This is a genomic window from Psychromonas sp. KJ10-5 (assembly GCF_055808325.1).
The window spans coordinates 321,640-346,959 of sequence record NZ_CM147864.1 but is presented as its reverse complement, the minus strand read 5'-3'; the positions used below and the strand labels follow the sequence as shown (position 1 = coordinate 346,959).

The window sequence follows — 25,320 nt, the reverse complement described above, 5'->3', positions numbered from 1 at the left end:
TTAGACAGCTATTATGCGCCTATTCAACAAGGGGCTCCTGTTAAAAACATGAAAAAATTCACACATTACAATCGTTTAGTTATCGCTGTTTGCCTATGCTCAGTAGTTACATTTTCAAATATCTACTGGATGCAACCATTGCTTCCAACCTTGCAACATGAGTTTAATATTAGCTTGCTAGCAGCTAACTTAACCATGTCAGCTCCTTTATTAGGTATGGGCTTAGGTTTATTAATATTTGCCAGTATTTCAGACTCAATTGGACGCGGTCCTATTCTATTAAAAGGCATGATTGCAGGTTTGTGTATTTCATTCATTCTCCCTATGGTAGAAAACTACACGCTATTCTTATCATTACGTTTTATTCAAGGCGCCCTATTATCAGTATGCCCTGCTGTTGCGATTCCGTTATTAGGAGACGAGTTAAGAAAGAGCTGGTTACCATCTGCAGTAGGCTTTTATATCGCTTCAAATACCATTGGCGGTATTAGTAGTCGTTTAATCGGTGGCGCATCTGTGGATCTATTAGGCAGCTGGCAGGCAACCGGTTTTGGTATGGCGATACTCACCGCTGTTTTATTCATTGGCGTATACCTAGCTTTACCAAAGCAACGTCATTTCACCAAACAAAAATTCCAATTAAAACCAAGCCTGAATATGTTTGCGAAACATATACAGACCCCGCAACTATTGATTATCTATATTATTATTGGTCTCGGCTTTGGCTGCTTTGTTAATCTATTTAGTTACTTAATGAGTGTATTAGAAGCGGCACCTTATGAATTACCTAGTGCCCTACGTAGTTTAATCTTTGTTACCTTTTTGGGCGGCACCATGAGTGCATCATTAGCGGGTAAATTTGGTAAACGTTATGGACAACTCGCAGGTGTTGCTACAGGTATTTTTATTATGTTGGCTGCGAACCTATTACTCAGTCATCAAAATCTTTCGGTGATGACATTTGGCATGATATTAATGGCCTTTGGATTTTTCTTCTGTCATGCACAAGCAAGTACACTTGTTGGTCGCTCAGTAAAAAAAGGCAAAGGGAGTGCACAGGCCTTATACAGCTTATTTTATTACAGCGGAGCAAGTTTAGGTGTGTTCTTCATTGCACCATTTTATGAACAGTGGGGGTGGCAAGGAGTGTTAGGCAGTACCAGTATTGCATTAATTATCTGCTTATTATTATTAGTGGTATACCAAGTGAAATACAAAGCGCAACACAAGCAACTAATACGTTCAGCTTAGTATAAAAAAGGCCGCTCATATGCACTATGAGCGGCCTTGATATCATCAATCAATATTAAATATTAATACTGATTAAACAAATGGTTAGATGATCACTAGTTCTTTAGCGATGTTGCCACGTGTTGCATTTGAGTATGGGCATACTAAATCAGCTTTTTCTACTAATGCTTCAGCTTGCGCTTTATCCATATCACCTAGTGAGATAGATAATTTAACAGCAATACCAAAACCACCTTCAATTGGACCAATAGACACTTCAGAGTTGATGTATAGATCGCTAGGTAATGCGATTTTTTCAGCGCCAGCAACGTGCTTAAGCGCACCGATGAAACATGCTGCATAACCAGCACCAAATAGTTGCTCAGGGTTAGTACCTTGACCATCATCGCCGCCTAAGTTCTTAGGAGTAGATAGTTTAACATCTAAACGACCGTCATCTGACTTAGCGATACCTTCACGACCACCAGTTGCTGTAGCGTTAGCTGTGTAAGCGACTTCTTGTAATACATTCATAATGAACTCCAATGTTGACATTGATTAAAATTATTTATTTTGCACGCAAAATAATAACGAGAATAAATAGCAATTGCAAATATTTTGCATGCAAATTAAAATGTTTGATAAAAGGAGCTGACATGTCATTTGAACAACTACAATTAAAGAATCAATTATGTCACCGTTTGTACATGGCATCTAATAGCATTGCTCGCACTTATCGCACACTCTTAAATGAGATTAATCTCACTTACCCTCAGTATGTGGTAATGATGGCATTATGGGAAGAGGATAAAATAACTATTGCCGCTTTGATTGAAAAAACAGCGATCGATGGCAGTGCGTTAACGCAGATCCTAAAAAAAATGACCGACAAAGCATTACTAATGGTGATTAAAGATGAGTCTGATAAACGTAAACGCTTTATTCAACTGACAACACAAGGTCAATCTCTCAAACACCAAGCCGCAGATATACCAAAGCAAATACAGTGTAAATTTAATAGTATTGATAGCGCGCAAGCAGAGCAGTTAATGCATTTACTAGACTTAGTGGTACATGACTTAAATAGCGAAGAAGTGGATAGTTTAGATATTAACGAACAGCGTACTTAAGTCTATGGTTTAGGTTTAAGGTCACCGCCATAGTCTCGTTCTACTTTACTAATTCGTAACTTAAATTCACCATACCACAACTTGCGTCCCATTTTTTGAGCCGTTATGTGTTCAACATTCTCTTTCCACTTTTTAATGGAAGCTAAATCAGACCAATAAGAGACAGTAATTCCCACCTCTTCCCGAGCTGATTCGATACCTAAAAAACCAGATTGTTGTGAGGCAAGTTCTACCATGCGATCCGCAGTCGTTGCATAGCCATGATCACCTTCAGTACGAGTGGAGGTGAAAATGACCGCGTAGTAAGGTGGTTTTGGTGTATCAGCAATTAATGACATACTATTCCATACCTATTAATTAAGTCTTATTGCTTTTACGGTCAATACAGCCAAGGTCTTTCTCAGGTGCGATTATATTTCTCACTAATTGCTTAAGCTCCGTGATTTCAGGAAAACCACCCTTCTCTTTACGCGACCAAATAAGCGTACCATTCGCATACATTTCAAAAATACCACCTTCACCAGGTAATAAAGACACTTCATCTAGTTCATCTTCAAAGGTGCTTAATAACTCTTGAGCCATCCACGAAGAGCGCATTAACCATCGACATTTTTTACAGTATTTAATTTCTATTTTATTCATCAGGATTAAAACTCTGTCAAGTAACGTTAAAACACTAGTCTACAAGTTAAAAATTAAAATATCAGCTGCTCTTTGATTTTAAATAAAAGAGATTAATTGAGGGTTAAATCTAATGTCATGAATTTACTATTAGGATCTTCCTGATAATCAGAGAATGGCTCACAAAATGTAAAACCATGTTTTAAATATAAAGCATGTGCAGGTAAAAAATAATCCATAGAACCGGTTTCAAGACTTAATTTCTTATACTTGTAGCCTTTAGCCTGAGTAATAATATACTGCAGTAACTGCGAAGCAACACCTTGATGTTTAAAGTTTTTAGCCGTCCTCATTGACTTTATTTCGGCTTGGTTAGCATCTAACTTTTTAAGGGCGGCACACCCAGCTAAATCTTGCCCATCCCATATAGTCCAAAATTGCACAGAAGGATCTTTTAATCCAGTTAAGTCCAAAGCATGCACACTTTTTGGTGGTGAAGTTGCTCGCATATCTTGTAAATGCTCTTGCAACAATAAAGCAACCTCATTGCCCGATAAGTCATCTAATTTTATTTCCAATAATACAACTCCTACCAACAAGATTAATTTATGGCTTTTTTAAAGTGATTGATATTCATACTCAAGCTTTCAATTGGCAAAGGTCTGCTATAATAGAAACCCTGTACAAAATCACAATTTAAGCTAATCAATGCTTGCTCTATTTGATGACTTTCTACACCTTCAGCAACCACACTACAAGATAACTGCTCCGCTAAAAATATTATAGAATTCACAATCGCATAATCTGCTTTTTGCGTCAGCATATCATTGACGAAAGAACGATCTATTTTAATCTGTGTAATAGGCAGCTCTCTCAATAACGATAACGATGAAAAGCCAGTGCCAAAATCATCAATACTGAATTGAAAACCTTTTTTGTTGAGCGCTAAAATCATCTCTCTAGCGTCTTTAATGTCAGTCATCATAGCACTTTCCGTTATTTCAAAAATAATGGTATTGCTAATTGATGGATCTTGTTCATGCAACGAGCAAATATATTTAAAAAACTCATTACTTTTTAAGTCTTGCGCAGATAAATTAATATGCAGCATACCTTTAAAGCCAGCCTCATAAAGGTTACTCAAGTTATTAAGCGCTTCAATGATAACCCACTTGGTCAAAGACAAAATAAGTGTACTGCGCTCTGCAATCTTTATAAAATACTCAGGAGAAAGATAACTACCATCAGGTTGTGGCCAACGAATTAGGGCTTCCAAACCATGTTCCTCACCACTTTTTGCACAAACAATTGGCTGATAAAACAACATAAATTCACCCTGCTCAATTGCGGTTTGAATCCTATTCGTCATCAATAAAAAATTACTTTCTTTTTGACTCAGCTTATCATGGTAAAAAACTAGTGTTTGATTGTTATTTTTGGCTTCGTACATAGCCAAATCAGCAAGCCTTACCAATTCATGCATATCTTCACTGTCTTGCGGAAAATGGCTCACTCCAATGCTTAAACGCACATTAATGAATTGTTCATCAATCTCCACCGGCGAATTGGCGGCTCTGGTAATTAATTCAATACATTGTTGTAAACCATTAGCATGTTGAAAAGTTGATAAAACAGCAAACTCATCTCCTCCTAAACGATAAAGCGATGCATAATTGCTTAAGTGACTTTGTATGCCTTGTGCAGTAGCTATTAACAGTTGGTCTCCGAAGTGATGACCAAAAGAATCATTAACCTGTTTAAAATCATTTAAATCAATAAACAGTACAGTACATGGCGTTTTTGCTTCAATCGTTTTAGATAAAATACCAAAGAACATTTTACGATTTGGTAAACCGGTTAATGCATCATGCTCAGCTTGATAGCGCTGTACTTCTACCGCCTTCTCAACCTTTAGTAAACTAGCAAAGCTTAACCTAATCACCAAAAACACAAATGCGCCGCCACCAAATAGAATACAAGCAACGATCGACACCAACATAGAATCTAACGGGTAAGATATAAAGTAATAGAGGATACCGAGATAGCCGGCAATAAATAAAACAATGAAATAGAAAAGAATATACCAGGCGGCACGCGATGTTTTTCTACAAATTCGCAGTGTATTAACAAGACTAGCTAATAATAGAAATGTGCCAGCAAGAATGATTGCAATAAAGAATTCGTTCAAATAAAACCCCTCATCTAAAATCCATAAAGAATAATAAGGACTGACAATAAATAGTTCGTCTTATAAGTGTAGCTGAGAGCGTTACTTAATATGATGAAATTAAAGAAAAACTCTAAAATCTCCAGCTAAAATAGCATATTGGTGAATTATTTATCAATAAACATATCACTATTGAATAAAAATAGCTGTTATTAACTCTTAACTTAATACGTTGAGTAGATTAATACTGTTAAGTAGTATCCAAAAAACATTATACCTGTTAATTATTTAAGCGCTCTTTACATCGAACTATTCAAAAAGTGATTAAAAAAAGAATTCACAAGCTCCCCTTTAAACAATGAATAGCGGCCTTTAAAAACCAAGTAATCAGGATTTATCCTCCTAAAAGATATCATAATCCAATGATTTAATATCAATTTTTTATGATTGTGTTATTTTAAACCTTAATATAATTAATAACTTGCAGGATATACCTATGAAAATTCTGATGTGGATTGGAATCGTATTTTTAATCATATTTGTAATTTATGCGTTAGTAGCTGCTATTTTTGCTTTTTACGTTAGCAGCCCTAGCACGCATAATGCTAGTGCTGTAGATAATAGCAAGAGCAATCAATATTACTTCCAAGACGGTCAAGTTGTGTATGTAAGGAATGGCAATTTTTTCCAAATAGGCGAAGTAAAAATTGAAGGAGCAGACCCAAGCACCTTTAAAGCCATAGATAACTCATATGCAAAAGACAGTGAGCACCTCTATTACGATGGGAAGCCTCTTGTTGGAGTAAAACCAGAGCCGATAGTAAAAGTAACATCAGGGTTAAACACAAGTAGCGTCGATTCAGGCTACCTGATTAGTGGAGGAAAAGTGTTATGTCATGGAGAAGTCATTACAGGAGCTGATTTGGACAGTTTCACTTACCTTCATGGTTTGTATAGCATGGATAAACATTACCTTTACTATTACAAAGATATCAAAATGCCACTCAAAGCAATGCCTTCTGCAATCAATAAAGCTAATGAGCAATACATTAAGCATGGTGAGCAAATTCTTTACCATGGGGAAGTCATTAGCGAAAATGCCAATAGCTTTGAAATAATTAATGATGAATATGCAACAGATTCACTCCGTGTTTATGCTAATGGAGAGAGAATAGAAGGCATGGTACCAGAAGGTTTTACTGTTATTTCGCCTTATTATAGAAAAGATAAAAACCAAGCTTATTATTTTAACACGCCTATTCCAGAGAGTGACCCTAATACGTTTAAAGTATTAAATGACGCCATCTCAAAAGATCAAAAACATCTTTATTATAATGGCTATATTATTAACAATAGAAAAGCATCCGATGTGGGCCGTTCTGAAGCTAATCAACTTCAAAAAAACTGGGAGTGGAGAGCTCTTCATCTAACCTCGACAACGGTTATCATGGTGCCTAGTGAAGAAGTTAGAGACATCACCTACGAGTTCTATGCGTATAATGATGAAGTCTACACCAGAAATAATAAGCTAGAGGGGATTAAACCTAGTGATGTAGTCGTACTTAATCCTGATCAAAAAACATTTACTAGAATAGGTAATCGAATCTTTTATTATAACGAACCTATTAGTGGAGCAGACCCAGATACCTTTAGCGTGATTTCAGATCGTTTCTCAAAAGATGCAAATCATGTGTACTGGAGTGAACACAAAGTCGTAGGTATAACGCCTTCAAACTTTGAGTATCAAGACAACTTATATGCAGATGAAAATGAAGCAGGTGAATACAGATTAAAAGTATCTGACTATTAATAGAGATAATAACCACTAGCACCAACAACTGAACCTTAACTTGTTAAGCAATCAAGTTAAGGTTCAGCACAACAAACCAGTAAAAGCCTAGCGCTTTGTAAGCCCTTTCTTATTTAGATATGGCAGGATATGAGGACGTGACTCTTTTGATAACTGTCCAGTCACTTGCTCTGACCAATTACTTTGCTTTTGATTACTCGTGCGGCTTGCATAATAGTCATGAATAACTTTATCATAATCTTTAATATCGTCCATATTCAGAGGCTTATATTGATTTTCATGCATAATCACATGTGCAGGCAAACGTGGTTTAACCTCAGGATCTTGTGCAGGGTAACCTAGACACATACCGAACAGTACCGACGTATTCTGTGGTAACTCAAGCAACTCATCCACTAGCTCAACTTTGTTACGTAAACCACCAATATATACGCCACCTAACCCCAATGATTCAGCTGCTAATAAACAGTTTTGCGCCATAATCCCACTGTCAACAGCACCAATAAGCGTTAGCTCGGTGAAGTCAGCTTGTACCTCAGGGTTAATTTCAGCATGACGTTGGTAATCAATACAAAACACTAAAAATTCCGTTGCATTTTCAACATACACTTGATTACCCGCGTATTCAGCTAACAATTTTCGCTTGCTTTTGTCTGTCACTCTAATGATAGACACAACCTGTAGCATACTCGATGAAGAAGCCGCTAATCCAGCCTGAATAATCGTGTCCAGTTGCGCTTTTTCTATTGGCTGATCCGTATATTGGCGAATCGAACGGTGACTTAACATAGTCTCAATCGTTTTGTTCATAAATCGGTAATCCTTATCATTATAATTGTCGTTGTAAGGTGCGACACTATCTTAATGATATTTGTGAAGAGTTTGAAGTAAAGATGATCAATGTGACTGGAGAACCTTATTTAACTGAACACTTTCAATTATTCACAACACACCAAGACCAACACTTTTATTATACCTTATTCAGATAGCTTACTTTGATTTAAGCAGCTCCTCACTATACCCTTTACCACCTTTGATCAGGGCTAACAGCATAAGTAAAAACTTAATAGCCCCCAGTGCCACATAATAATAAAAATAAGTAATATAAGTGATAGCAAATGATTCAGGCAATTATTCGATTTTTAGGGGTTCAAAGTAACGTTGTTAATTCAGAGAAAACCGTAGCAACAATAGGTGGAATGTTAGCTATTTTTTGTTGTTTTTATGCAACCGTTTACTTTACTGGCGACGCTGGGTCAGTAGCTATCTTACCTTCCATGGGGGCTTCCGCTGTATTACTTTTTGCAGTGCCTCATGGTCAACTTTCTACACCTTGGGCCTTTTTAGGAGGGAATATTCTTTCCGCTATTATTGGGGTTACTTGTGCTACATTTATAGACCCTATGCTTATTGCTGCGCCAGTAGCCGTCGGATTATCTATTTTAGTCATGCATTTAACCCGCAGTTTACACCCACCAGGTGGTGCAACAGCTTTAGCAGCAGTGATCGGCGGCCCTACTATCCATGGCCTCGGTTATTGGTATGTGCTCACACCGACACTGATTAATTGCAGCATATTATTTATTATCGCGATGATTTTTAATAACCTATTTCATTGGAGAAACTACCCACAAAGTTTCATGCGTTACCACAGTGTTGGGTATCACCCCGATACGCGCCGTATTAAGAAGCAACATATTCATCAAGCCATAAAGCGTTCAGATCTAGTGATTGATGCCAGTGACGAACAGATAAAACGCGTAGTTGATTTAGCCGATGCTATTTATCATGAAGAGTTAATTAAGCAGTTTGTGCTCGAACTAGGGGCCTTCTATACCAATAGCAAACCAGGAAGACAGTGGTCAGTTCGCCAAGTAATTGACCAGCGAGAACACCAAGATCCATCTCGTTATCTAGTGATATATCGCATTGCAGATGGTGACAGAAAAGGGTCAACGGAGAGTTGTACATTACAAGAATTTGCTGAATGGGCAAATGAAAAAATGCGCCCTAAAAGTTAGTTAATCAGGTTATAAAATTTGTGAAAATGATGTTCATTGAACATATGAATTAACGCGTTGAGTGATAAAAGGCCACCGCTAAATTGATGGCCTTTCATCTAATATCTATCTGCCTAAAAATCCAACTTTGGCTTTTTTAGCGACTTTTACTGCTTTTTTTTCTTTGGCTGTTAAAAGTGGTTTTTTCTTACCGTCTTTTTTACTGTCTTGGCCTTTACTCACGATGCTTTCCTTTCATTAAGATAAACAACTACTAACCTTTTGACATATGTTATTCAGGGTATTAAGTACCCAGCTAACAGCGAGATTATGTTCCCAACAATTAAAAATAGATAGCAATATTTCACCAAAAATGAAAAATAATTTAACGCAGATGTAACCAGTCAATTCAAGCTAAAAAATCGACCGAAAACAGACTCAAACAGCGCTGTTAATCTCTAGAAAATTGAATCTTCCATTTTCGTGGTTAACAACTCCAAGACTTTCATTCCCATATATGAGTTACCTTTTTTATTTAATCGAGGGCTCCAGACAGCAACGGCATACTTACCAGGATGCAATGCAACAATCCCTCCACCAACGCCACTTTTTCCAGGCAAGCCCACTTTAAAAGCAAACTCCCCCGCTTCATCATAAAAGCCACACGATTGCATCACGGCATTAATACGCCTAGCTTGACTAGGTGTTACAATTACTTCTCCCGTTGATAAATCAACGCCTCTCGTCACTAAAAACATAAATGAATGTGCTAATTCGCAGCAATTCATCTCAATCGAACAAAGGTAAAAATATAAATCTAAGACTTCATCAACATCATTATGAATATTGCCAAAATCACGCATCAAATAAATGAGCGCTTTATTTCTATCACTAGTGAGTTTTTCTGATTCAGCGACGGTTTCGTTGTATTGTAGACTTGGGTTATTAGCAATTTCTCTAATAAAATTTAATAGGTCTACTTTAGGGTTATCCAAATAACTCATCAATACATCGCAAATAACAATAGCGCCAGCATTAATAAAAGGATTACGAGGAATACCATTTTCAACTTCTAATTGTATTAAAGAGTTAAATGCAGTTCCTGATGGCTCTACCCCAACACGTGACCATAATTCACCACCAATAATACGCATCGCTAACGTTAGCGAAAACACTTTGGAAATACTCTGTATTGAGAAACGCTCTTGACTATCACCTTGATAAAAATTGCCTTTATCAGCATGTACTAAATGGATCCCTAATTTATCAGGATCTATCTTAGCAAGCTCAGGAATATAAGAAGCAGCGACACCTTTATTTTCCAAGGGTTGTAATTCAATAAAGATATCGTTAAATACAGTTTTAAAGTTAATGTCTTTCATAGATTAATTAAATAATTGAGTCGTTAAGTGAATGATTGTATTGATTTTAGCTTATCACGCAGGCCCTGATATGCCAGAAAAAATATGCGCAGCTAACATTGTAGACGATGTATCTAATAAAACAGTTTTTTAGGCTTTAAATAAAGTTAACTTTAAATGATAAAAACAACTTTTTAAATCAAGCAAATGTTTTTCGAAAATGACCTATTAAAGGTCAAAATGTATTGATACTTAAGAATATCAAATAACAAGGTCTAAAATTGCGTGACAGCGTCATAACAACTACCACTAACATTAAAAATCTACATGGCTAAAAGATGAGTTGAAAGTATCAGATTTCAAAGTTGCTTGATGCTCGTGAACTTTATGCTTCAGCTAGATGTCGAAGACCTTTACTTCAATGAAAAATCGCAAATCACTGTTATAGCAATAACCTAGTGACCACGCGACTACTTTTTATTTCTAGTTTTTATAAGGTCTTACATTGGTTCATAAACAATCGACAACTCGTCAATACATTAGTAAAAAATGGGCTGCATTATTAATATTAGTAATCATCGCTAGCGGCATCCTCCTCTACTTAGACTCTCTCGTTAATTCGACTTTTAAAGATAAACAGTGGTCAGTTGCATCAACTGTTTATGCTCGCCCTTTAGAAATATATGAAGGGTTACCACTTCCGTTGGCTGATTTACGTGAAGAAATGACCATGCTTGGCTATCGTTTTGTACAAGATGTTAAGCATCCCGGCGAGGCATTAATCAATGGTAATAACGTGACGATATTTATCCCTAAATTTCAGTTCAGTGATGAATTAGCACCAGCACAAAAAATAAAAATCACCTTAAATAATGGCTTTGTATCAAGCTTAAAAAGTAAAAATAACAAAGCATTAGTACGTTTACAGCCCTTGGTGATAGGAGGTATCTACCCTTCACACAACGAAGATAGAATATTAGTGCAACTGACCGACGTTCCTGATTCTTTACAATCAATGTTAGTTGCTGTTGAAGATAAGGATTTCTATGACCATTTCGGTATTTCACTTCGTGGTATTGCACGTGCAATGGTTACCAATATTAAAAAAGGTGGATTCTCACAGGGAGCCTCAACACTAACACAACAATTGATTAAAAATTATTACCTCACGCCCGAACGAACATTAATTCGTAAAGCACAAGAAGCGCTGATGGCAATATTATTAGAATTACACGCAAGCAAAGCCGATATTTTAGAAGGATACATGAATGAAATATACCTCGGTCAAGATGGCCCGCGTGCCATTCATGGCTTTGGTTTAGCAAGTCAGTATTACTTCAAAAAAGACCTAATCGATTTATCCCTTTCACAACAAGCATTGTTAGTCGCATTAGTGCGTGGCGCGAGTTATTACAATCCATGGCGTAACCCTGAGCGTGCATTAAAACGCCGTAATTTAGTATTAGATATTGCCGTAAGAGAAAACCGCCTTGATCAAGACGTTGCTGAATTGGCTAAGCAAGCGCCACTAGAAGTTGGCGACCGAAATGCCAGTGGCCATAAACGTTACCCTGCTTATTTAGATCTGGTACGCAGACAATTACAGAATGACTATAAAGCAGAAGACTTAAGTTCAAATGGTTTATCTATTTTCACCCACTTTAACCCCTTGATTCAAGAAACCGCTGAATCTAGCTTGGTTAAAGCAATGACTAAACAGAAACAATCAGATCCTGAGCATAAGCTACAAGGTGCCGTGATTGTAACGCAACCTAATACTGGCGCAGTTACAGCGATTGTAGGCGGTACCGATACCCAATATGCAGGGTTTAACCGCGCCATTGATGCACGTCGGCAAATCGGTTCATTAATGAAACCCGCAGTGTATTTAACGGCACTAGAAAAAAGTGAAGAATATACCTTAGCGAGCTTAATAAGTGATTCGGCCTACGAACAAAAATTAGCGAACGGTGATACTTGGTCACCTAAAAATTACGATTTAAAAGATCACGGCGATGTGCTTTTATATAAAGCCTTAGCACATTCATATAATCAGGCAACGGCACGTTTAGGTAATGAGCTAGGCTTAGATAATATATTATCAACCATACAACGACTTGGCGTTGAGAGTGATATCCCAGCCGTACCATCGATTACATTAGGCGCAGCAGAATTGAGCCCGCTTGACGTTGCTCAAATGTATCAAACCATCTCCTCCGGTGGGTTTTATACGCCATTGTTAGCGATCAGCTCAGTTGTTGATGCGCATGGAGAATTACTCACCAGTTACCCGATTGATATTGAAAAACGCTTTAATTCGAGTGCCATTTATACCTTACGCCATGCTTTGCAAGCAGTGACCCACGAAGGCTCAGCTAAAGCACTAGAATGGTTATTACCGGACTTTGCAGTGGCAGGGAAAACAGGAACAACCAATGACCTACGAGACAGTTGGTTTGCAGGTTTTTCAGAAGATATGCAAGCAGTCGTCTGGCTTGGCCGTGACGATAATAAAACAACGGGGTTAACTGGCTCAAGTGGCGCACTTCGTGTCTGGGCTGATATTTTTAAAGCGCGAGCTCATCAACCTTTACAAAATACTCCACCAAAAAATATCACTCTAAGTTGGGTTGATAGCGAAACAGGCGTCGGTAGCGAAGATAATTGTAACAATGCGATCCCTTTGCCTTTCGTGAGTGGCAGTGAACCAGAACAAGAAAAACGGTGTAATGCAACGGATAAAGTCATCGATTGGTTCCGTAATTTAACCAATTAAAGGGAGAAAAATAATGAATCATTACAAAATTGCTGTTGTTTGTTTATCTAGTTTTTTATGGGCGTGTAGTACCAAACCGACGGTTACCGCACCAGTAACAGACCCGACAACACCAAGCTCAATCAATACATCAACAGGTAAGAGCGATAATACAGTTAACAGAAGCTCTGCATTAAACTCATTATTAAGCCTTGCAGAGCAGCAAGAAAGCCAAGGTAACTTACAAGGTGCAACGAGGACGTTAGAGCGAGCAATCAGAATCTCTCCACGTACCCCTGAAGTTTATTTAAAGTTAGCAGAGTTAAATTACCGACAAGGTAAAAATGCACAGGCAGAATCATTCGCAGAAAAAGCACTTAGCTTTAACCCTAATGACATGATAACTGAGCAAGCTGAATTGTTATTAGAAAAGCTTAAACTCCGATAGAAGAGGTGTCTCCTCTACTGTAAGCAACTGTTAATTAATCATTATTTTGGTAAGTGGGTTAACCAACTAAGCTTATGACTGTTCACGTTATCCTCGATCTTTTTTTAGTGATCGAGGGGAAGTGTTGTTATGCTGAATCGCTCATTTAAAAGTAAATAAAACCAACCTAAACTTGATGCACAAAGAGAGACAGATACACCAACTACCTCTTATAACATGGCAACAAAAAAGGGAGAAAATAAGTTTTCTCCCTGCATTACAGACTTAACCTTCACAGCTTTTTACCATTAAAGAATGACTGATTTAATCAACATAGCCACAACAAATAACGCCAATACTCCAGCAAACCAAATACCAATAAACCAAGCGAGTTTTTTATATTTATTCAAAGCCATTAGTGATACCCATCTTCTGGTCTTACTTTACCTCTGAATACCCAGTAAGCATAAGCGGTATAGATTAAAATGAGTGGCACTAATACTACCGTTCCCATTAAGGCGAATTTTAGACTTGAATCAGGCGCTGCAGCTTCAGTAATGGTTAAACTTGGCGGCACAATATTAGGATAGAAACTAATAAGAATACCGATAAAGCTAAGCACAAATAAGCCAAGTGAGGCGAAAAATGGTTGTGCTTCTTTGTACTGTTTTAATCCCATAAAGAGTAACCAAGTACATAGCCCAACTAAAACTGGAACCAATACACTAAAGATACTACCTGGTAAAGAGAACCAGCGTTGGAAATAAGCAGGATCTTGAAAAGGCGTTAGGATACTAACAATACCTATAAATCCGAGGGTAGCAATTGCTAACCCTTTAGCATAACCACGCATTCTCCTTTGTAACTCCCCTTCTGTTTTCATGATTAACCAAGTAGAGCCCAATAAACCATAGCCTATGACAACAGCACATCCAGTGAATAATGAAAATGGAGTCAGCCAGTCCCACCAACCACCAGCGTAGGCACGGTTAGCAACCTCGATACCTTGTACCAAAGCGCCGAGAGAAATGCCTTGCGTAAAGGCAGCTATCACCGAACCAGCGAAGAAAGAAAAGTCCCAAACAGGTTTCCAACGAACCGTTCTCCAGCGATATTCAAAGGCGACTCCTCTAAAAATCAAGGCTAACAGCATCAATATAATAGGCATATACAATGCAGGCATAATAACAGCGTAGGCGAGAGGAAAAACAGCAAACAAGCCACCACCCGCCATTACTAGCCAAGTTTCATTACCGTCCCAAACCGGCGCAATAGTATTCATCATGACCGATTTGTCTTGTTCTGATTTAGCCGACGGAAACAAAATACCAATGCCCAGATCAAAGCCATCTAAAATGACATAACAGAGTACAGCAAACGTGATAATGATTGCCCAGATAAATGATAATTCAAATTCCATGGTTATCTCCTTGGCCATCTGACTTATGGTCTGCGTGAGTTATATCGATGGTTTCAATAACTTGTTTTTCTGCGGTTCTGATAGGCCCGTCATTCATGTCAACGCCAGATGCCGCCGGCAATTTATTCATCAACCTTAATATGTAGTAAGTACCGGCCCCAAACACAAAGAAGTAAACAACAATAAATGCGATAAGGGAAACTGCGACAGCAGGTGCTGCAATTGGTGCAAGGCTATCGGAGGTTCGTAATAAACCGTAGACAGTGAAAGGTTGACGCCCCACCTCAGTAGTAACCCAACCTGCTAGCACGGCCACAAAGCCCATTGGCCCCATCACGATCGCAGCTCGCTTTAACCAATCATCATCATAAAGCTTGCCGCGCATGCGTCTCCAAAAACTCCATACTGCTAAACCTAACATCGCAAAACCAAGAGAAATCATGATACGGAAACTCCAGAATACAATGGCAACAGGTGGCTCATCTTCATCTGCAATCGTATCTAAACCAGCAAGCGGCGCATTTAAATCATGCTTTAAAATTAAACTGGACACTTTAGGTATCTGAATCGCGTAATCAATTCTCTTTTGTTCTGGGTTAGGAATACCAAATAAAATCAGCGGAGCACCTTCGGGGTGACTATCATAATGCCCTTCCATCGCCATCACTTTGGCTGGTTGATGTTCTAACGTATTTAAACCATGAAAGTCTCCCACCACAATTTGCAAAGGAGCAGCAATAATTAACATACCCATCGCCATTGAGAACATACGGCGCGCGGCAACATCGGTTTTTCTTCTTAAGAGGTGTAAAGCCCCCACAGCCCCGACAACTAGAGCGGTTGTGAGAAAAGCGGCGACAACCATGTGTACTAAACGGTAAGGAAATGAAGGATTAAAAACGATCTGCCACCAATCCTCAGGAACAAACTGACCTAACTCATTAATGCTGTAGCCAGCAGGTGTTTGCATCCACGAATTAACAGATAAAATCCAAGTTGCTGACATTAAGGTACCAAAAGCAACCATACTGACCGCGAACATGTGTAACTTATCGCCAACACGCTCACGTCCAAATAAAGCAATACCTAAAAAACCAGCCTCGAGGAAGAAAGCAGAGAGTACTTCATAGGCCATAAGCGGTCCCAGAACTGGCCCCGTTTTATCTGAAAATACCGACCAGTTAGTACCAAATTGATAAGACATAACAATACCGGAAACGACCCCCATCCCAAAAGCGACCGCGAAAATTTTCTTCCAATAATTAAACAGGAAAAGGTAAGTTTTATCATGTGTTTTTAGCCACAAGCCATTTAAAACGGCTAAATAACTAGCGAGTCCAATCGAAAAAGCTGGAAATATAATATGAAAGGAAACAGTGAACGCAAACTGAATTCTGGCAAGTGTCTCGGCAGTGAAACTTTCAAACATAATCATAGACCTCGTATAAGTTTGAATTTAAATTATGTTTAACTCCTGCAGCAATAAAATGAGTATTGAAACAAAAGCAACATCAGGCATATAACGTTCAAATAGGAAGTGACGTTTATTTAGCGTATTACCATTGTGTAAATCATTGATAATTTGGTACATCGAATATGCCGTAGACGCAATCTACTCTTGCAGAAATTGGGTAAAGAACACTGTTCACCAATTCTTATAAATTTAGCATTTTGTGATCGCTAAATTGCACTATCGAATTGCAAATTTCTTAAGTAATGACATCAATAAATACGTGATATAAAAACGTAAAGTTCAGTTGCAGAGTATATTTTTAAAAATATATTAACGATTTTATAAACAGGAGATCCTCCTTTAACTGTAAGTTATTGGTAAGGAAGTATTGTTTTGGGAAGTGGGTTAATCTGCAAAGTTTATGAGTGTCTTCGATCTTTGCAATAATAGCGGCAGTAAAGCGACCTCGTATTACGGTAATATCATCTTTAGCCATGAATAATTAAATTAACATTTTAGCCTATCCCCTCTCAAAAAGGCTTAAAAGGAAAAATAATGAAAGATAAAGTTGTGTTATATAAAAAAATCCCAGAACAACAAAAATTATTATTAAGCCAAATGTTTAACCTTATCTGTTTTGATAAAATAGATGAAAGTAATTTAAAACAATTTATCCACGAAATTAAAGATGCCATTGGTTTAATTGGCTCAGGCGTTAAATTGCATCAAGAAATTTTACAGCACGCTCTGAACTTAAAAGTAATATCAACCATTTCAGTGGGCTATGATCACTTTGATCTTGAGTACCTAAAGTCACGAAAAATTGCATTAATGAACACTCCTGATGTCTTAACTGATACCACTGCGGACACTATTTTCACTTTAATCATGTGCTCAGCAAGACGAACAACTGAGTTAAATAACTTCGTAACATCCGGTAAATGGTCTAATAACTTAAAAGATGATTATTTTGGTGTCGATATTCACGGTAAAAAGCTCGGTATATTAGGCATGGGGCGCATAGGTTATGCAGTTGCTAAACGAGCACACTTAGGTTTTGACATGCAAATAAATTACTATAACCGCAGTGTAAACTCAAAAGCAGAAGAAAACTTAGATGCACAAAAAATGGAACTTGATGAATTATTAGCTGATTCAGATTTTGTTTGTTCAATATTACCCGCTAATCAACAAACAGACCGACTCATTGGCCAAAGAGAACTTGAACTCATGAAAAACTCAGCCATTTTCATTAATGGTGGGCGAGGAAATGTGGTTGACCAAGATGCGCTAGCCATCGCATTAAAAAATCAAACAATAAGAGCCGCTGGTTTGGATGTTTACGAAGTCGAGCCACTTCCACACAGCTCACCTTTAATGGAGTTAAAAAATGTAACTCTTTTTCCCCATATTGGCTCTGCAACATCAGAAACAAGGCTTGCCATGATTACATGTGCAATAGAAAACCTTAAAGCAGCTTACATTGGAGATTTAACAAAAAACTGTGTGGTGAGTTAAATAAAAAAGTAGATGAGATCACTATTGTAAAATAACGAAACTAACTTCTCCGCACTTTTACAGTAAGTTATTGGTTATGAAGTATTGTTTTGGGAGAGTGGATCAACCAATAAAGTTTATCGGTGTCCACTCGATTTATGGACTCCACTCTCTTAACCGCAATGGATAATTATGAAACTGAAATTTAATCTATTTTGTTACTTTCTTGCGATAACCCAAACTGCATGAATAATGCCCGGAATATAACCGAAAAGCGTCAAAATGATATTCAAGACTAATGTCCAAGAGAATCCGACTTGTAAAAAAACACCTAGTGGTGGCAATAAAACAGCAAAAATAATTCGAATGATATCCATTGGTTAATCCTTAAATGTAAATGAGTCTTTGGAAACCGCTAAGCGGCGATTTCAACAACCTAGTAGCAACTTTCCTCGGTTAATATATTCGTGTAACAGTAAAGATTGCAGCAAATAGCATGCCACGGATTTACAGTTCCAAAAGAGGCAGTGCTTTTATGAAGAGATATACATAATATTGCGTCAGTAAAGTGGTTAAATTAATAAATTGAAACAGACTACTTCTATCTGTAATAAAAGTAAAAAATCCTATAATGAAGATACCAAAAATCAATATATAGCTAGTGTATATAAGGCTTTCGACTCTATATCAATATGTTTCCAAGCTAATTTCCCCTCTTAATAAATTAATATTTTCCATGCGTATTTAGATCATTATTTAAAAAAATAATGGAGAGTTTTATTGACTGAAATACAAATATTCAAGCCCCCTAAAAGTAACCACACCATGAAATTATTACATTTATAAATAAAAATATTACATCATTTCTTCCAAGATATTAATTCCCTTACAAAGCCTAAAACTCCTCTAAGCCCCTATTTTAAATGATATTAGCCAACTTTTTACAACATGGTATTGGTATTGCAGTGCCATAGTAACTAAATAGTCAAATTAGACGCTACACATAACAACGACTAGCGAATAAGCATTAATCTATTTAAATGGGAGGCAGAATGAATAACAACAACTCACTTAACAATAAAAAAATTGCAATGATAGCAACCGATGGTTTTGAACAAAGCGAATTACTTCAACCTAAAAAAAATTTAGCGGCACTTGGTGCAGAAATAGACGTTTTATCAATCGATAACAATCAAGAAATTTGTGGTTGGGATGTCAATAAGTGGGGCGATAAAATTAAAGTCGATAAACAAGTTGGCGATATCACCCTTTCAGATTACGACGGTATTATTTTTCCTGGTGGTCAAATCAATCCAGATATATTACGCACCAATAAAGAGGTGGTGTCGTTAATTCAAAAAGCCACAAAAGAAGACAACATAAAAGCAATTGCTGCTATTTGCCATGGGCCTTGGTTATTAGTGGAAGCTGACATTGTAAATAATAGAAAGGTCACCTCTTTTCCAAGTATCAGTACCGATTTAAAAAATGCGGGGGCGCACTGGGAAGATAAAAAAGTAGTCGTAGATGGAAAATTAATCACTAGCCGTAACCCTGATGACATTCCTGCTTTTGTCGATGCGATTGCATACCAATTGACACATTAAATGACTTACGTAAAAGATAAATAGAGGTTCAAACATGAATAATCAAAAAATAGTAGTCGTAACAGGCGCTTCAAGTGGCATAGGCGCAGCGACGGTCGATAAAGTCATCGAAGCTGGACATAAAGCAGTAGTCACAGCAAGAAGCACAGAAAAACTTAACAAAATAGTACAACGTTGGGGAGAGGATAAAGTATTAGCTGTCACAGCAGATGTATCAAACTTGGATGAAATTAGTAACGTCATCAATAAAGCGAAAGAAAAGTTTGGCAGAGTAGACGTTGTATTTGCCAATGCTGGCATGGGTGCAAGTACACCTGGTATTGAAAATGGTAACCCAGATGAGTGGAAAACTATGCTAGATGTCAATATAAACGCTTTACTGTATACCGCTAAAGCAAGCCTTCCTGCACTAAAAGAAACGCAAGGACACTTCATTGTCACTAGCTCCATCGCAGGAAAAATTTCACTTAAAGGTTCCGTATACGGCGCTTCAAAATGGTTTGCTTATGGTTTTGCACAAAATTTAGCGATTGAGATGGCAGAATGGAAAGGTCGTTGCACCACCATCTGTCCAGGCATGGTTAACACGCCTTTCTTTGATGAAGCTAAGCCCGACAAGTTAGATCCTACAGATGTTGCTGAAGCGGTTGTTTATGCCATTTCTGCCAACCCTCGTTGTGATGTAAGAGAAATAACACTCATGCCGACAAATTAATTTACATGACTAGTTTACATCGTTAGACCTATTTAACTCACTGAATAGGCCTATCAATCAACGTTAAAAACTAAGTAAAATTTAAAGGAAGCAACTTAATGAATAACTTTAATAACGTGCACGATTTCTTAAAACAAAATCAAAAGTTGCACTCACGTATTGCAGAATTTTATCAATCATTATCAAAGGACGCTGAAAACCAAAGAACCAAGTTATTATTGGATATTTTGATAAAACACGAACTTGAATTGCTCGATTTTATCAGTAACTACCTTGATAAAGCATCGGATAAAACTCAAAAAGCATTTATTCAATTTGATCCTGAGCAAAACCTTGATGCTTTATTCTCAACTGATTTTAATCGTACGCAAGTAACGAGCGAACAAGTTGAAGCATTAGCAGATCGCTTTAACCAATATTTATCAGACATTTACCAAGGTATCTCTAAATCAAATGAATCCCAAGAAGTAAAAATAGTATTTGATAATCTTCACCAACACACAGAACAAAAAAAGAAACAACTCTCCATCGAACTCAATGAAATGCATGATATTTAATAGAGGCTTACAGGTAAAAAAACCCGTTTTTGCTTATTTAAATCATTAACCATCTCGCGTAATAATTACAAAAAATTTGTAAATATTACACATAAAAAATATCTAACTATAGATTAACAGTGATATTTACTGGGTTTGTATTTGGCATTTTTATTGCTCTCAGTCAAATAGGTAACGTGTTCAATTGTTAGCCTCTAAACATTAATTTTTAGCAAAAGATTAAGGACTAGATATGACAGAATCATTTAAATACTCAGGCGGTAAAGGCAAAGGTGGAGAACTTCATCAATCAAATGCCGATGCTTACCCCACAATGACCACAAGCCAAGGTTGTCCAATCAGTGATGATCAGAACTCTCTAAAAGCCGGAGCAAATGGCCCCACCTTGATGGAAGATCATATACTGAGGGAAAAACTGTTTCATTTCGATCATGAAAGAATCCCAGAGCGAGTTGTACATGCAAGGGGATATGGTGCGCATGGTTACTTTGAGAACTATGAATCATTATCTGATATTACTTGCGCAGATATCTTTCAGCGAGCAGGTGAAAAAACACCGTTATTTACACGAATTTCAACGGTAGCAGGTAACAAAGGTTCGGGCGATTTGGCTCGAGATGTTCGAGGTTTTGCTGTTAAGTTTTATACTAAAAAAGGCAATTGGGATCTTGTAGGTAATAATATTCCTGTCTTCTTCATTCAAGATGCAATGAAATTTCCTGATTTAATTCATTCTGCAAAAGCAGAACCTGACAGAGGCTTTCCTCAAGCACAAACAGCACATGATAATTTCTGGGACTTTGTCAGCCTAACACCAGAAGCAATGAATATGGTGATGTGGACAATGTCTGATCGTGCGATTCCTCGTTCATTGCGTTTTATGGAAGGTTTTGGTGTGCACACCTTTAAAATGATTAATGCGAAGGGTGAAGAAAAATTTGTTAAGTTTCATTGGAAACCTAAACTAGGCATGCAATCAGTGGTTTGGAATGAAGCACTGAAAATAAACGGTGCAGATCCTGATTTTCATCGAAGAGATATTTGGGAGTCGATCTTAGCGAATGATTATCCTGAATGGGAGTTAGGCCTGCAAGTGTTCGACCAACAATTTGCTGATGATTTTGAGTTTGATATTTTTGACCCCACTAAGCTTATTCCTGAAGAGCAAGTACCGATTAAAATTGTTGGCCGTATGGTACTTGATCGCGTAGTCGATAACTTTTTTGCTGAAACTGAACAAGTCGCATTCTGTACCCAAAACATAGTGCCTGGTATTGATTTTACCCCTGATCCTTTATTGCAAGGCCGTAATTTCTCTTATTTAGATACTCAAACTAAACGACTTGGTGGCCCAAACTTCACTGACATTCCGATTAATGCACCAAAATGTCCAATGCATCATTTTCAACAAGATGGGCACATGGCAATGAACAATCCAAAGGGCCGTGTTAATTATGAACCTAACTCTTGGGATGCAGATGAAAATAATCCTCGTGCTTGCCCTGAACAAGGTTTTAAAAGCAGTTCAGAGCAAATGACCGGAGATAAAACACGTTATCGTTCTGACACTTTCTCAGACCACTATAGCCAAGCTCGCCAGTTCTATCTCAGCCAAACAGACGTAGAACAGCAACACATCCAATCCGCCCTTGTATTTGAGTTATCAAAAGTCGAAAAATTAGCAATCCGAGAACGTTTAGTATCACACCTGATCAATATCGATAAAAAGTTAGCTGAAGAAGTCGCAACAGGCTTAGGTTTTGAAACCATGCCAGCAGCCGCTGAAGCAGCAAAAGCAACGCGTACCGATTTACCTGTATCAGACGCATTGAGTATATTAAAAAATTCAATTAATACTTTCAAAGGGAGAAAATTGGGTATATTAATATCAGAAGGTTTTGACGGTGCATTATTTAAATCCGTTACTGATGCATTAGCTGATGAAGGTGCTCGATACGAAGTGGTTGCAGCAGACATAGGCGGGGCTACTTGTTCTAAAGGTAATCACGTTAAAGCACAGCAAACTATCGCCGGTGGCCCATCTGTATTATACGACGCAGTATTAGTCCTAGTGAGTAATGAGGGAGCAGACTATTTTGCAACAGTACCCGAAGCAAAAGATTTTATTACTGATGCTTATTCCCACAAAAAATTCATTGGTTATACCCCTCAAGCACAATCTTTACTCAAAGCCGTGGGTTTAGATCAAGTAAAAGATAACGGGATGATTAACTTAGATGATAAAGAAGCTGATTCATTTATTAAAACACTTCGAGCGTTACGTTTCTGGGAACGATAAATCAATTATGCAGTGTTCACTGTGAAATGCTGTGAATGAATAATAAACGACCGTGAATTCGGTCGTTTTATCGCGACTAAAGGGGGAAAAAAATGTCTGAACAACATGGTAAACAAATCAAAAATGACAGCGTTTACGAAGCCTTGATTAGCCAAGGAAACAGTAAAGAAAAATCGGCGCGCATCGCCAATGCGCAAGCAAATCCAGAGATGCACCCAGCTAAAAAAGGCGGAAAAGCGCAGCCATATGAAAACTGGACTAAAGCTGAATTGTATAAACGAGCACAAACATTAGATATTGATGGTCGTTCTAAGATGAATAAAGAAGAATTAATTGAAGCGTTAAGATCCCATTAGCTAATCGCTCCATGATGCTGTTCACAACGCACACTAATGATAGTTTCAAACAAATTAAATATAGATAGCTCGCTTCTTTTATCTTATCGAATACATTATTGGAGCATAAAACTATGTCAACATTTCAAGGTGTTTTAGGTGTTAACAAAATTGATAAAGGTTACCAATTTTCAGTGTGGGCACCCCATGCTAAATCAGTTTATTTAGTGGGTGACTTTAATGATTGGGACGAAGACCAAAATGCCATGCAACAAGCAGATAACGGGATTTGGTGGGTCGATATTCCAACAGCTTCAAATCATGATCAGTATAAATTTTGTATTGAATCTGCAGATAATAAAAACCACAAAAAAAATGATCCTCGTGCTAGAAAAATGACGAACAGCGTAGGCAATTCAATCATATACGATGATGATTTTAATTGGAAAATAGACGATTTTGAATTACCTCCTGTCCATCAAAGAATCATTTACGAAATGCATATCGGCACCTTTAATCAAAAATCAGACGAGCGCGGTACCTTTAACTCTGCCATCGAAAGACTAGATGATTTAGTTGAATTAGGTGTCAATGTATTAGAAATAATGCCGGTTAATGAATTCGCCGGTGATATTAGTTGGGGATATAACCCAGCTAGCCCCTTTGCTGTTGAAGAAGCTTATGGTGGTCCCGATGGTTTAAAACGATTTATAGATGCAGCACATCAGCGAGGTATTGGTGTCATTTTAGATGTTGTTTACAACCATTTTGGACCCAGTGATTTGGACATATGGCAATTCGATGGTTGGAGCGAAAACGATAAAGGCGGTATTTATTTTTACAATGACCAAAGGAGTTCAACTCCTTGGGGCGAGACCCGACCTGATTACGGTCGCATCGAAGTATGCGACTTCATCAAAGACAATGCACTGATGTGGTTAAGAGAATTTAAAGCCGATGGGTTGAGAGTAGATATGCTGCCTTTCATGCGCTGTATTTCTGGGGAAGATAACGGACAAGATGATATTCCAGAAGGCTACAAACTTATTCAGGATATCAATTCAACCATTAAACAAAACTTCCCTAATAAAGTGTGTATAGCCGAAGATCTACACAAGCATGATTTCATCACTGATCCAGTAGAACAAGGTGGTTGTGGTTTTACATCGCAGTGGGATGCTGAATTTGTACACCCAATACGAGCAGCGTTAACTCACCCAACCGCTGTAGACATAGACCTTGATAAAATAGTAGGTGCCCTACTACATAGTTACAGTGGTAACATTTATTCACGTGTGATCTATACGGAATCACATGATGAAGTTGCTAACGGGCAGGCTAGAATAGTAGAAGAAGTTGCCCCCGGTAACGTTGATGATGATTTTTTTGCACGTCAAAAAGGAATTATTGCAGCAACGTTAGTCTTAACGACGGCTGGTATCCCGATGCTATTTCAAGGTCAGGAGATAAAAGAAAGTGGCTGGTTTGATGATAACGAAGCACTTAATTGGCACAAAAAAGATAAATTTAATGAATACTATGCAGCCTTCCAACAATTAATTGCATTACGTAAAAATAATGAGGGTAATTCGGCAGGTTTAACCGGTGACCAAACACACATTATACATCGTGATGACGAGCATAAGATTATTGGATTCAGCCGTTCAAATGGGGTTGCTGACGAACAAGTTAATGTTTACCTAAATCTGTCTGATGTTGAAATAGATGAATATGTATTAAGTGAACTAAACGAAGAGGCAACATGTTTATTTGCGTGGTCTGATGGCATAGTGACTGATCAAGTTAGCGCAAATAATGGAGCTATCAAAATGCCTAAATACAGTGTGTTCATTTTTTCTAATTAGGTAAAGTGAAACAAACTGGATAAACAAACTGAACAGTCAGATATTCTGGTAAAGAAGTCTTGTTTTGAGGT

Annotated in this window: 25 protein-coding genes; 13 read left to right on the top strand and 12 right to left on the bottom strand. The window is 37.6% G+C overall.

Annotated features, from left to right (window positions below; genetic code table 11):
• Positions 1-48: 48 nt before the first annotated feature.
• The gene (locus AC0L3W_RS01710) at positions 49-1,251 is read left to right on the top strand and encodes an MFS transporter (RefSeq protein ID WP_409439819.1); all 1,203 of its coding nucleotides are present in this window, start codon (positions 49-51) and stop codon (positions 1,249-1,251) included.
• 84 nt (positions 1,252-1,335) lie between these two features.
• Here the strand turns inward: AC0L3W_RS01710 and AC0L3W_RS01705 are convergent, their stop codons facing one another.
• The gene (locus tag AC0L3W_RS01705) at positions 1,336-1,764 is read right to left on the bottom strand and encodes an organic hydroperoxide resistance protein (protein WP_290038775.1); all 429 of its coding nucleotides are present in this window, start codon (positions 1,762-1,764) and stop codon (positions 1,336-1,338) included.
• 122 nt (positions 1,765-1,886) lie between these two features.
• On the opposite strand from AC0L3W_RS01705, the gene AC0L3W_RS01700 reads away from it, so the two are divergent.
• Positions 1,887-2,360: a MarR family winged helix-turn-helix transcriptional regulator gene (locus tag AC0L3W_RS01700; protein ID WP_290038776.1), complete on the top strand. Its 474-nt coding sequence runs from the start codon at positions 1,887-1,889 to the stop codon at positions 2,358-2,360.
• Between the two features lie 2 nt (positions 2,361-2,362).
• Here AC0L3W_RS01700 and AC0L3W_RS01695 read toward each other — a convergent pair whose 3' ends face one another.
• The 4 genes from AC0L3W_RS01695 to AC0L3W_RS01680 form a co-directional block, all read right to left on the bottom strand.
• A complete protein-coding gene (locus AC0L3W_RS01695) occupies positions 2,363-2,698 on the bottom strand; it encodes an antibiotic biosynthesis monooxygenase family protein (protein WP_409439820.1) in 336 nt (111 codons plus the stop codon).
• A 19-nt stretch (positions 2,699-2,717) separates the two neighbouring features.
• Entirely contained in the window at positions 2,718-3,002 is a 285-nt protein-coding gene (locus AC0L3W_RS01690; protein ID WP_409439821.1) for an Rdx family protein, read from the bottom strand.
• 92 nt (positions 3,003-3,094) lie between these two features.
• On the bottom strand, positions 3,095-3,559 hold the full coding sequence (locus tag AC0L3W_RS01685; protein ID WP_409439822.1) for a GNAT family N-acetyltransferase: 465 nt from the start codon (positions 3,557-3,559) through the stop codon (positions 3,095-3,097).
• 23 nt (positions 3,560-3,582) lie between these two features.
• Positions 3,583-5,169 (bottom strand): putative bifunctional diguanylate cyclase/phosphodiesterase, encoded by a 1,587-nt coding sequence (locus AC0L3W_RS01680; protein ID WP_409439823.1) that lies wholly within the window; start codon positions 5,167-5,169, stop codon positions 3,583-3,585.
• Between the two features lie 475 nt (positions 5,170-5,644).
• On the opposite strand from AC0L3W_RS01680, the gene AC0L3W_RS01675 reads away from it, so the two are divergent.
• A complete protein-coding gene (locus tag AC0L3W_RS01675) occupies positions 5,645-6,958 on the top strand; it encodes a DKNYY domain-containing protein (protein WP_409439824.1) in 1,314 nt (437 codons plus the stop codon).
• 87 nt (positions 6,959-7,045) lie between these two features.
• Here AC0L3W_RS01675 and nfsA read toward each other — a convergent pair whose 3' ends face one another.
• A complete protein-coding gene (gene nfsA, locus AC0L3W_RS01670) occupies positions 7,046-7,768 on the bottom strand; it encodes an oxygen-insensitive NADPH nitroreductase (protein ID WP_290038782.1) in 723 nt (240 codons plus the stop codon).
• Positions 7,769-8,076: 308 nt separating this feature from the next.
• Between nfsA and AC0L3W_RS01665 the strand changes: the two genes are divergently transcribed.
• A complete protein-coding gene (locus AC0L3W_RS01665) occupies positions 8,077-8,979 on the top strand; it encodes an HPP family protein (RefSeq protein ID WP_409439825.1) in 903 nt (300 codons plus the stop codon).
• A gap of 437 nt (positions 8,980-9,416) precedes the next feature.
• On the opposite strand, the gene AC0L3W_RS01660 is transcribed toward AC0L3W_RS01665, so the two are convergent.
• Entirely contained in the window at positions 9,417-10,340 is a 924-nt protein-coding gene (locus AC0L3W_RS01660; RefSeq protein WP_409439826.1) for a glutaminase, read from the bottom strand.
• 484 nt (positions 10,341-10,824) lie between these two features.
• Here AC0L3W_RS01660 and mrcB point away from each other — a divergent pair, with 484 nt between their 5' ends.
• Entirely contained in the window at positions 10,825-13,095 is a 2,271-nt protein-coding gene (mrcB, locus tag AC0L3W_RS01655; RefSeq protein WP_409439827.1) for a penicillin-binding protein 1B, read from the top strand.
• A 13-nt stretch (positions 13,096-13,108) separates the two neighbouring features.
• Positions 13,109-13,522 (top strand): tetratricopeptide repeat protein, encoded by a 414-nt coding sequence (locus AC0L3W_RS01650; RefSeq protein ID WP_290038786.1) that lies wholly within the window; start codon positions 13,109-13,111, stop codon positions 13,520-13,522.
• A gap of 287 nt (positions 13,523-13,809) precedes the next feature.
• Here AC0L3W_RS01650 and AC0L3W_RS01645 read toward each other — a convergent pair whose 3' ends face one another.
• The 4 genes from AC0L3W_RS01645 to AC0L3W_RS01630 are packed head-to-tail and all read right to left on the bottom strand — an operon-like array spanning position 13,810 to position 16,512.
• On the bottom strand, positions 13,810-13,917 hold the full coding sequence (locus tag AC0L3W_RS01645; protein WP_290038787.1) for a DUF2474 family protein: 108 nt from the start codon (positions 13,915-13,917) through the stop codon (positions 13,810-13,812).
• Positions 13,917-14,921 carry a cytochrome d ubiquinol oxidase subunit II gene (cydB, locus tag AC0L3W_RS01640; RefSeq protein WP_290038788.1) on the bottom strand — a complete coding sequence of 335 codons (1,005 nt, stop codon included), beginning with the start codon at positions 14,919-14,921 and terminating at the stop codon, positions 13,917-13,919. The genes AC0L3W_RS01645 and cydB overlap by 1 nt, the downstream gene beginning before the upstream one ends.
• A complete protein-coding gene (locus AC0L3W_RS01635; protein WP_290038789.1) occupies positions 14,911-16,350 on the bottom strand; it encodes a cytochrome ubiquinol oxidase subunit I in 1,440 nt (479 codons plus the stop codon). Before AC0L3W_RS01635 ends, cydB begins: the two co-directional genes overlap by 11 nt.
• A 27-nt stretch (positions 16,351-16,377) precedes the next feature.
• Positions 16,378-16,512 carry a hypothetical protein gene (locus AC0L3W_RS01630; protein ID WP_290038790.1) on the bottom strand — a complete coding sequence of 45 codons (135 nt, stop codon included), beginning with the start codon at positions 16,510-16,512 and terminating at the stop codon, positions 16,378-16,380.
• Positions 16,513-16,929: 417 nt separating this feature from the next.
• Here AC0L3W_RS01630 and AC0L3W_RS01625 point away from each other — a divergent pair, with 417 nt between their 5' ends.
• Positions 16,930-17,892 carry a 2-hydroxyacid dehydrogenase gene (locus AC0L3W_RS01625; RefSeq protein ID WP_409439828.1) on the top strand — a complete coding sequence of 321 codons (963 nt, stop codon included), beginning with the start codon at positions 16,930-16,932 and terminating at the stop codon, positions 17,890-17,892.
• Between the two features lie 197 nt (positions 17,893-18,089).
• Here the strand turns inward: AC0L3W_RS01625 and AC0L3W_RS01620 are convergent, their stop codons facing one another.
• Positions 18,090-18,248: a YqaE/Pmp3 family membrane protein gene (locus tag AC0L3W_RS01620; protein WP_290038792.1), complete on the bottom strand. Its 159-nt coding sequence runs from the start codon at positions 18,246-18,248 to the stop codon at positions 18,090-18,092.
• A gap of 675 nt (positions 18,249-18,923) precedes the next feature.
• Here AC0L3W_RS01620 and AC0L3W_RS01615 point away from each other — a divergent pair.
• The 6 genes from AC0L3W_RS01615 to AC0L3W_RS01590 all read left to right on the top strand — a co-directional run bounded on the left by AC0L3W_RS01615 (position 18,924) and on the right by AC0L3W_RS01590 (position 25,249).
• Entirely contained in the window at positions 18,924-19,478 is a 555-nt protein-coding gene (locus AC0L3W_RS01615) for a DJ-1/PfpI/YhbO family deglycase/protease (protein ID WP_409439829.1), read from the top strand.
• 34 nt (positions 19,479-19,512) lie between these two features.
• On the top strand, positions 19,513-20,193 hold the full coding sequence (locus AC0L3W_RS01610) for an SDR family oxidoreductase (protein ID WP_409439830.1): 681 nt from the start codon (positions 19,513-19,515) through the stop codon (positions 20,191-20,193).
• Positions 20,194-20,291: 98 nt separating this feature from the next.
• A complete protein-coding gene (locus tag AC0L3W_RS01605; RefSeq protein ID WP_290038795.1) occupies positions 20,292-20,750 on the top strand; it encodes a hypothetical protein in 459 nt (152 codons plus the stop codon).
• 232 nt (positions 20,751-20,982) lie between these two features.
• A complete protein-coding gene (locus tag AC0L3W_RS01600; protein ID WP_409439831.1) occupies positions 20,983-23,049 on the top strand; it encodes a catalase in 2,067 nt (688 codons plus the stop codon).
• A gap of 92 nt (positions 23,050-23,141) precedes the next feature.
• Complete coding sequence (locus AC0L3W_RS01595) at positions 23,142-23,405, top strand: DUF7218 family protein (protein WP_290038797.1); 264 nt, start codon at positions 23,142-23,144, stop codon at positions 23,403-23,405.
• A 113-nt stretch (positions 23,406-23,518) separates the two neighbouring features.
• Entirely contained in the window at positions 23,519-25,249 is a 1,731-nt protein-coding gene (locus tag AC0L3W_RS01590) for an alpha-amylase family glycosyl hydrolase (protein ID WP_409439832.1), read from the top strand.
• Positions 25,250-25,320: the final 71 nt, after the last annotated feature.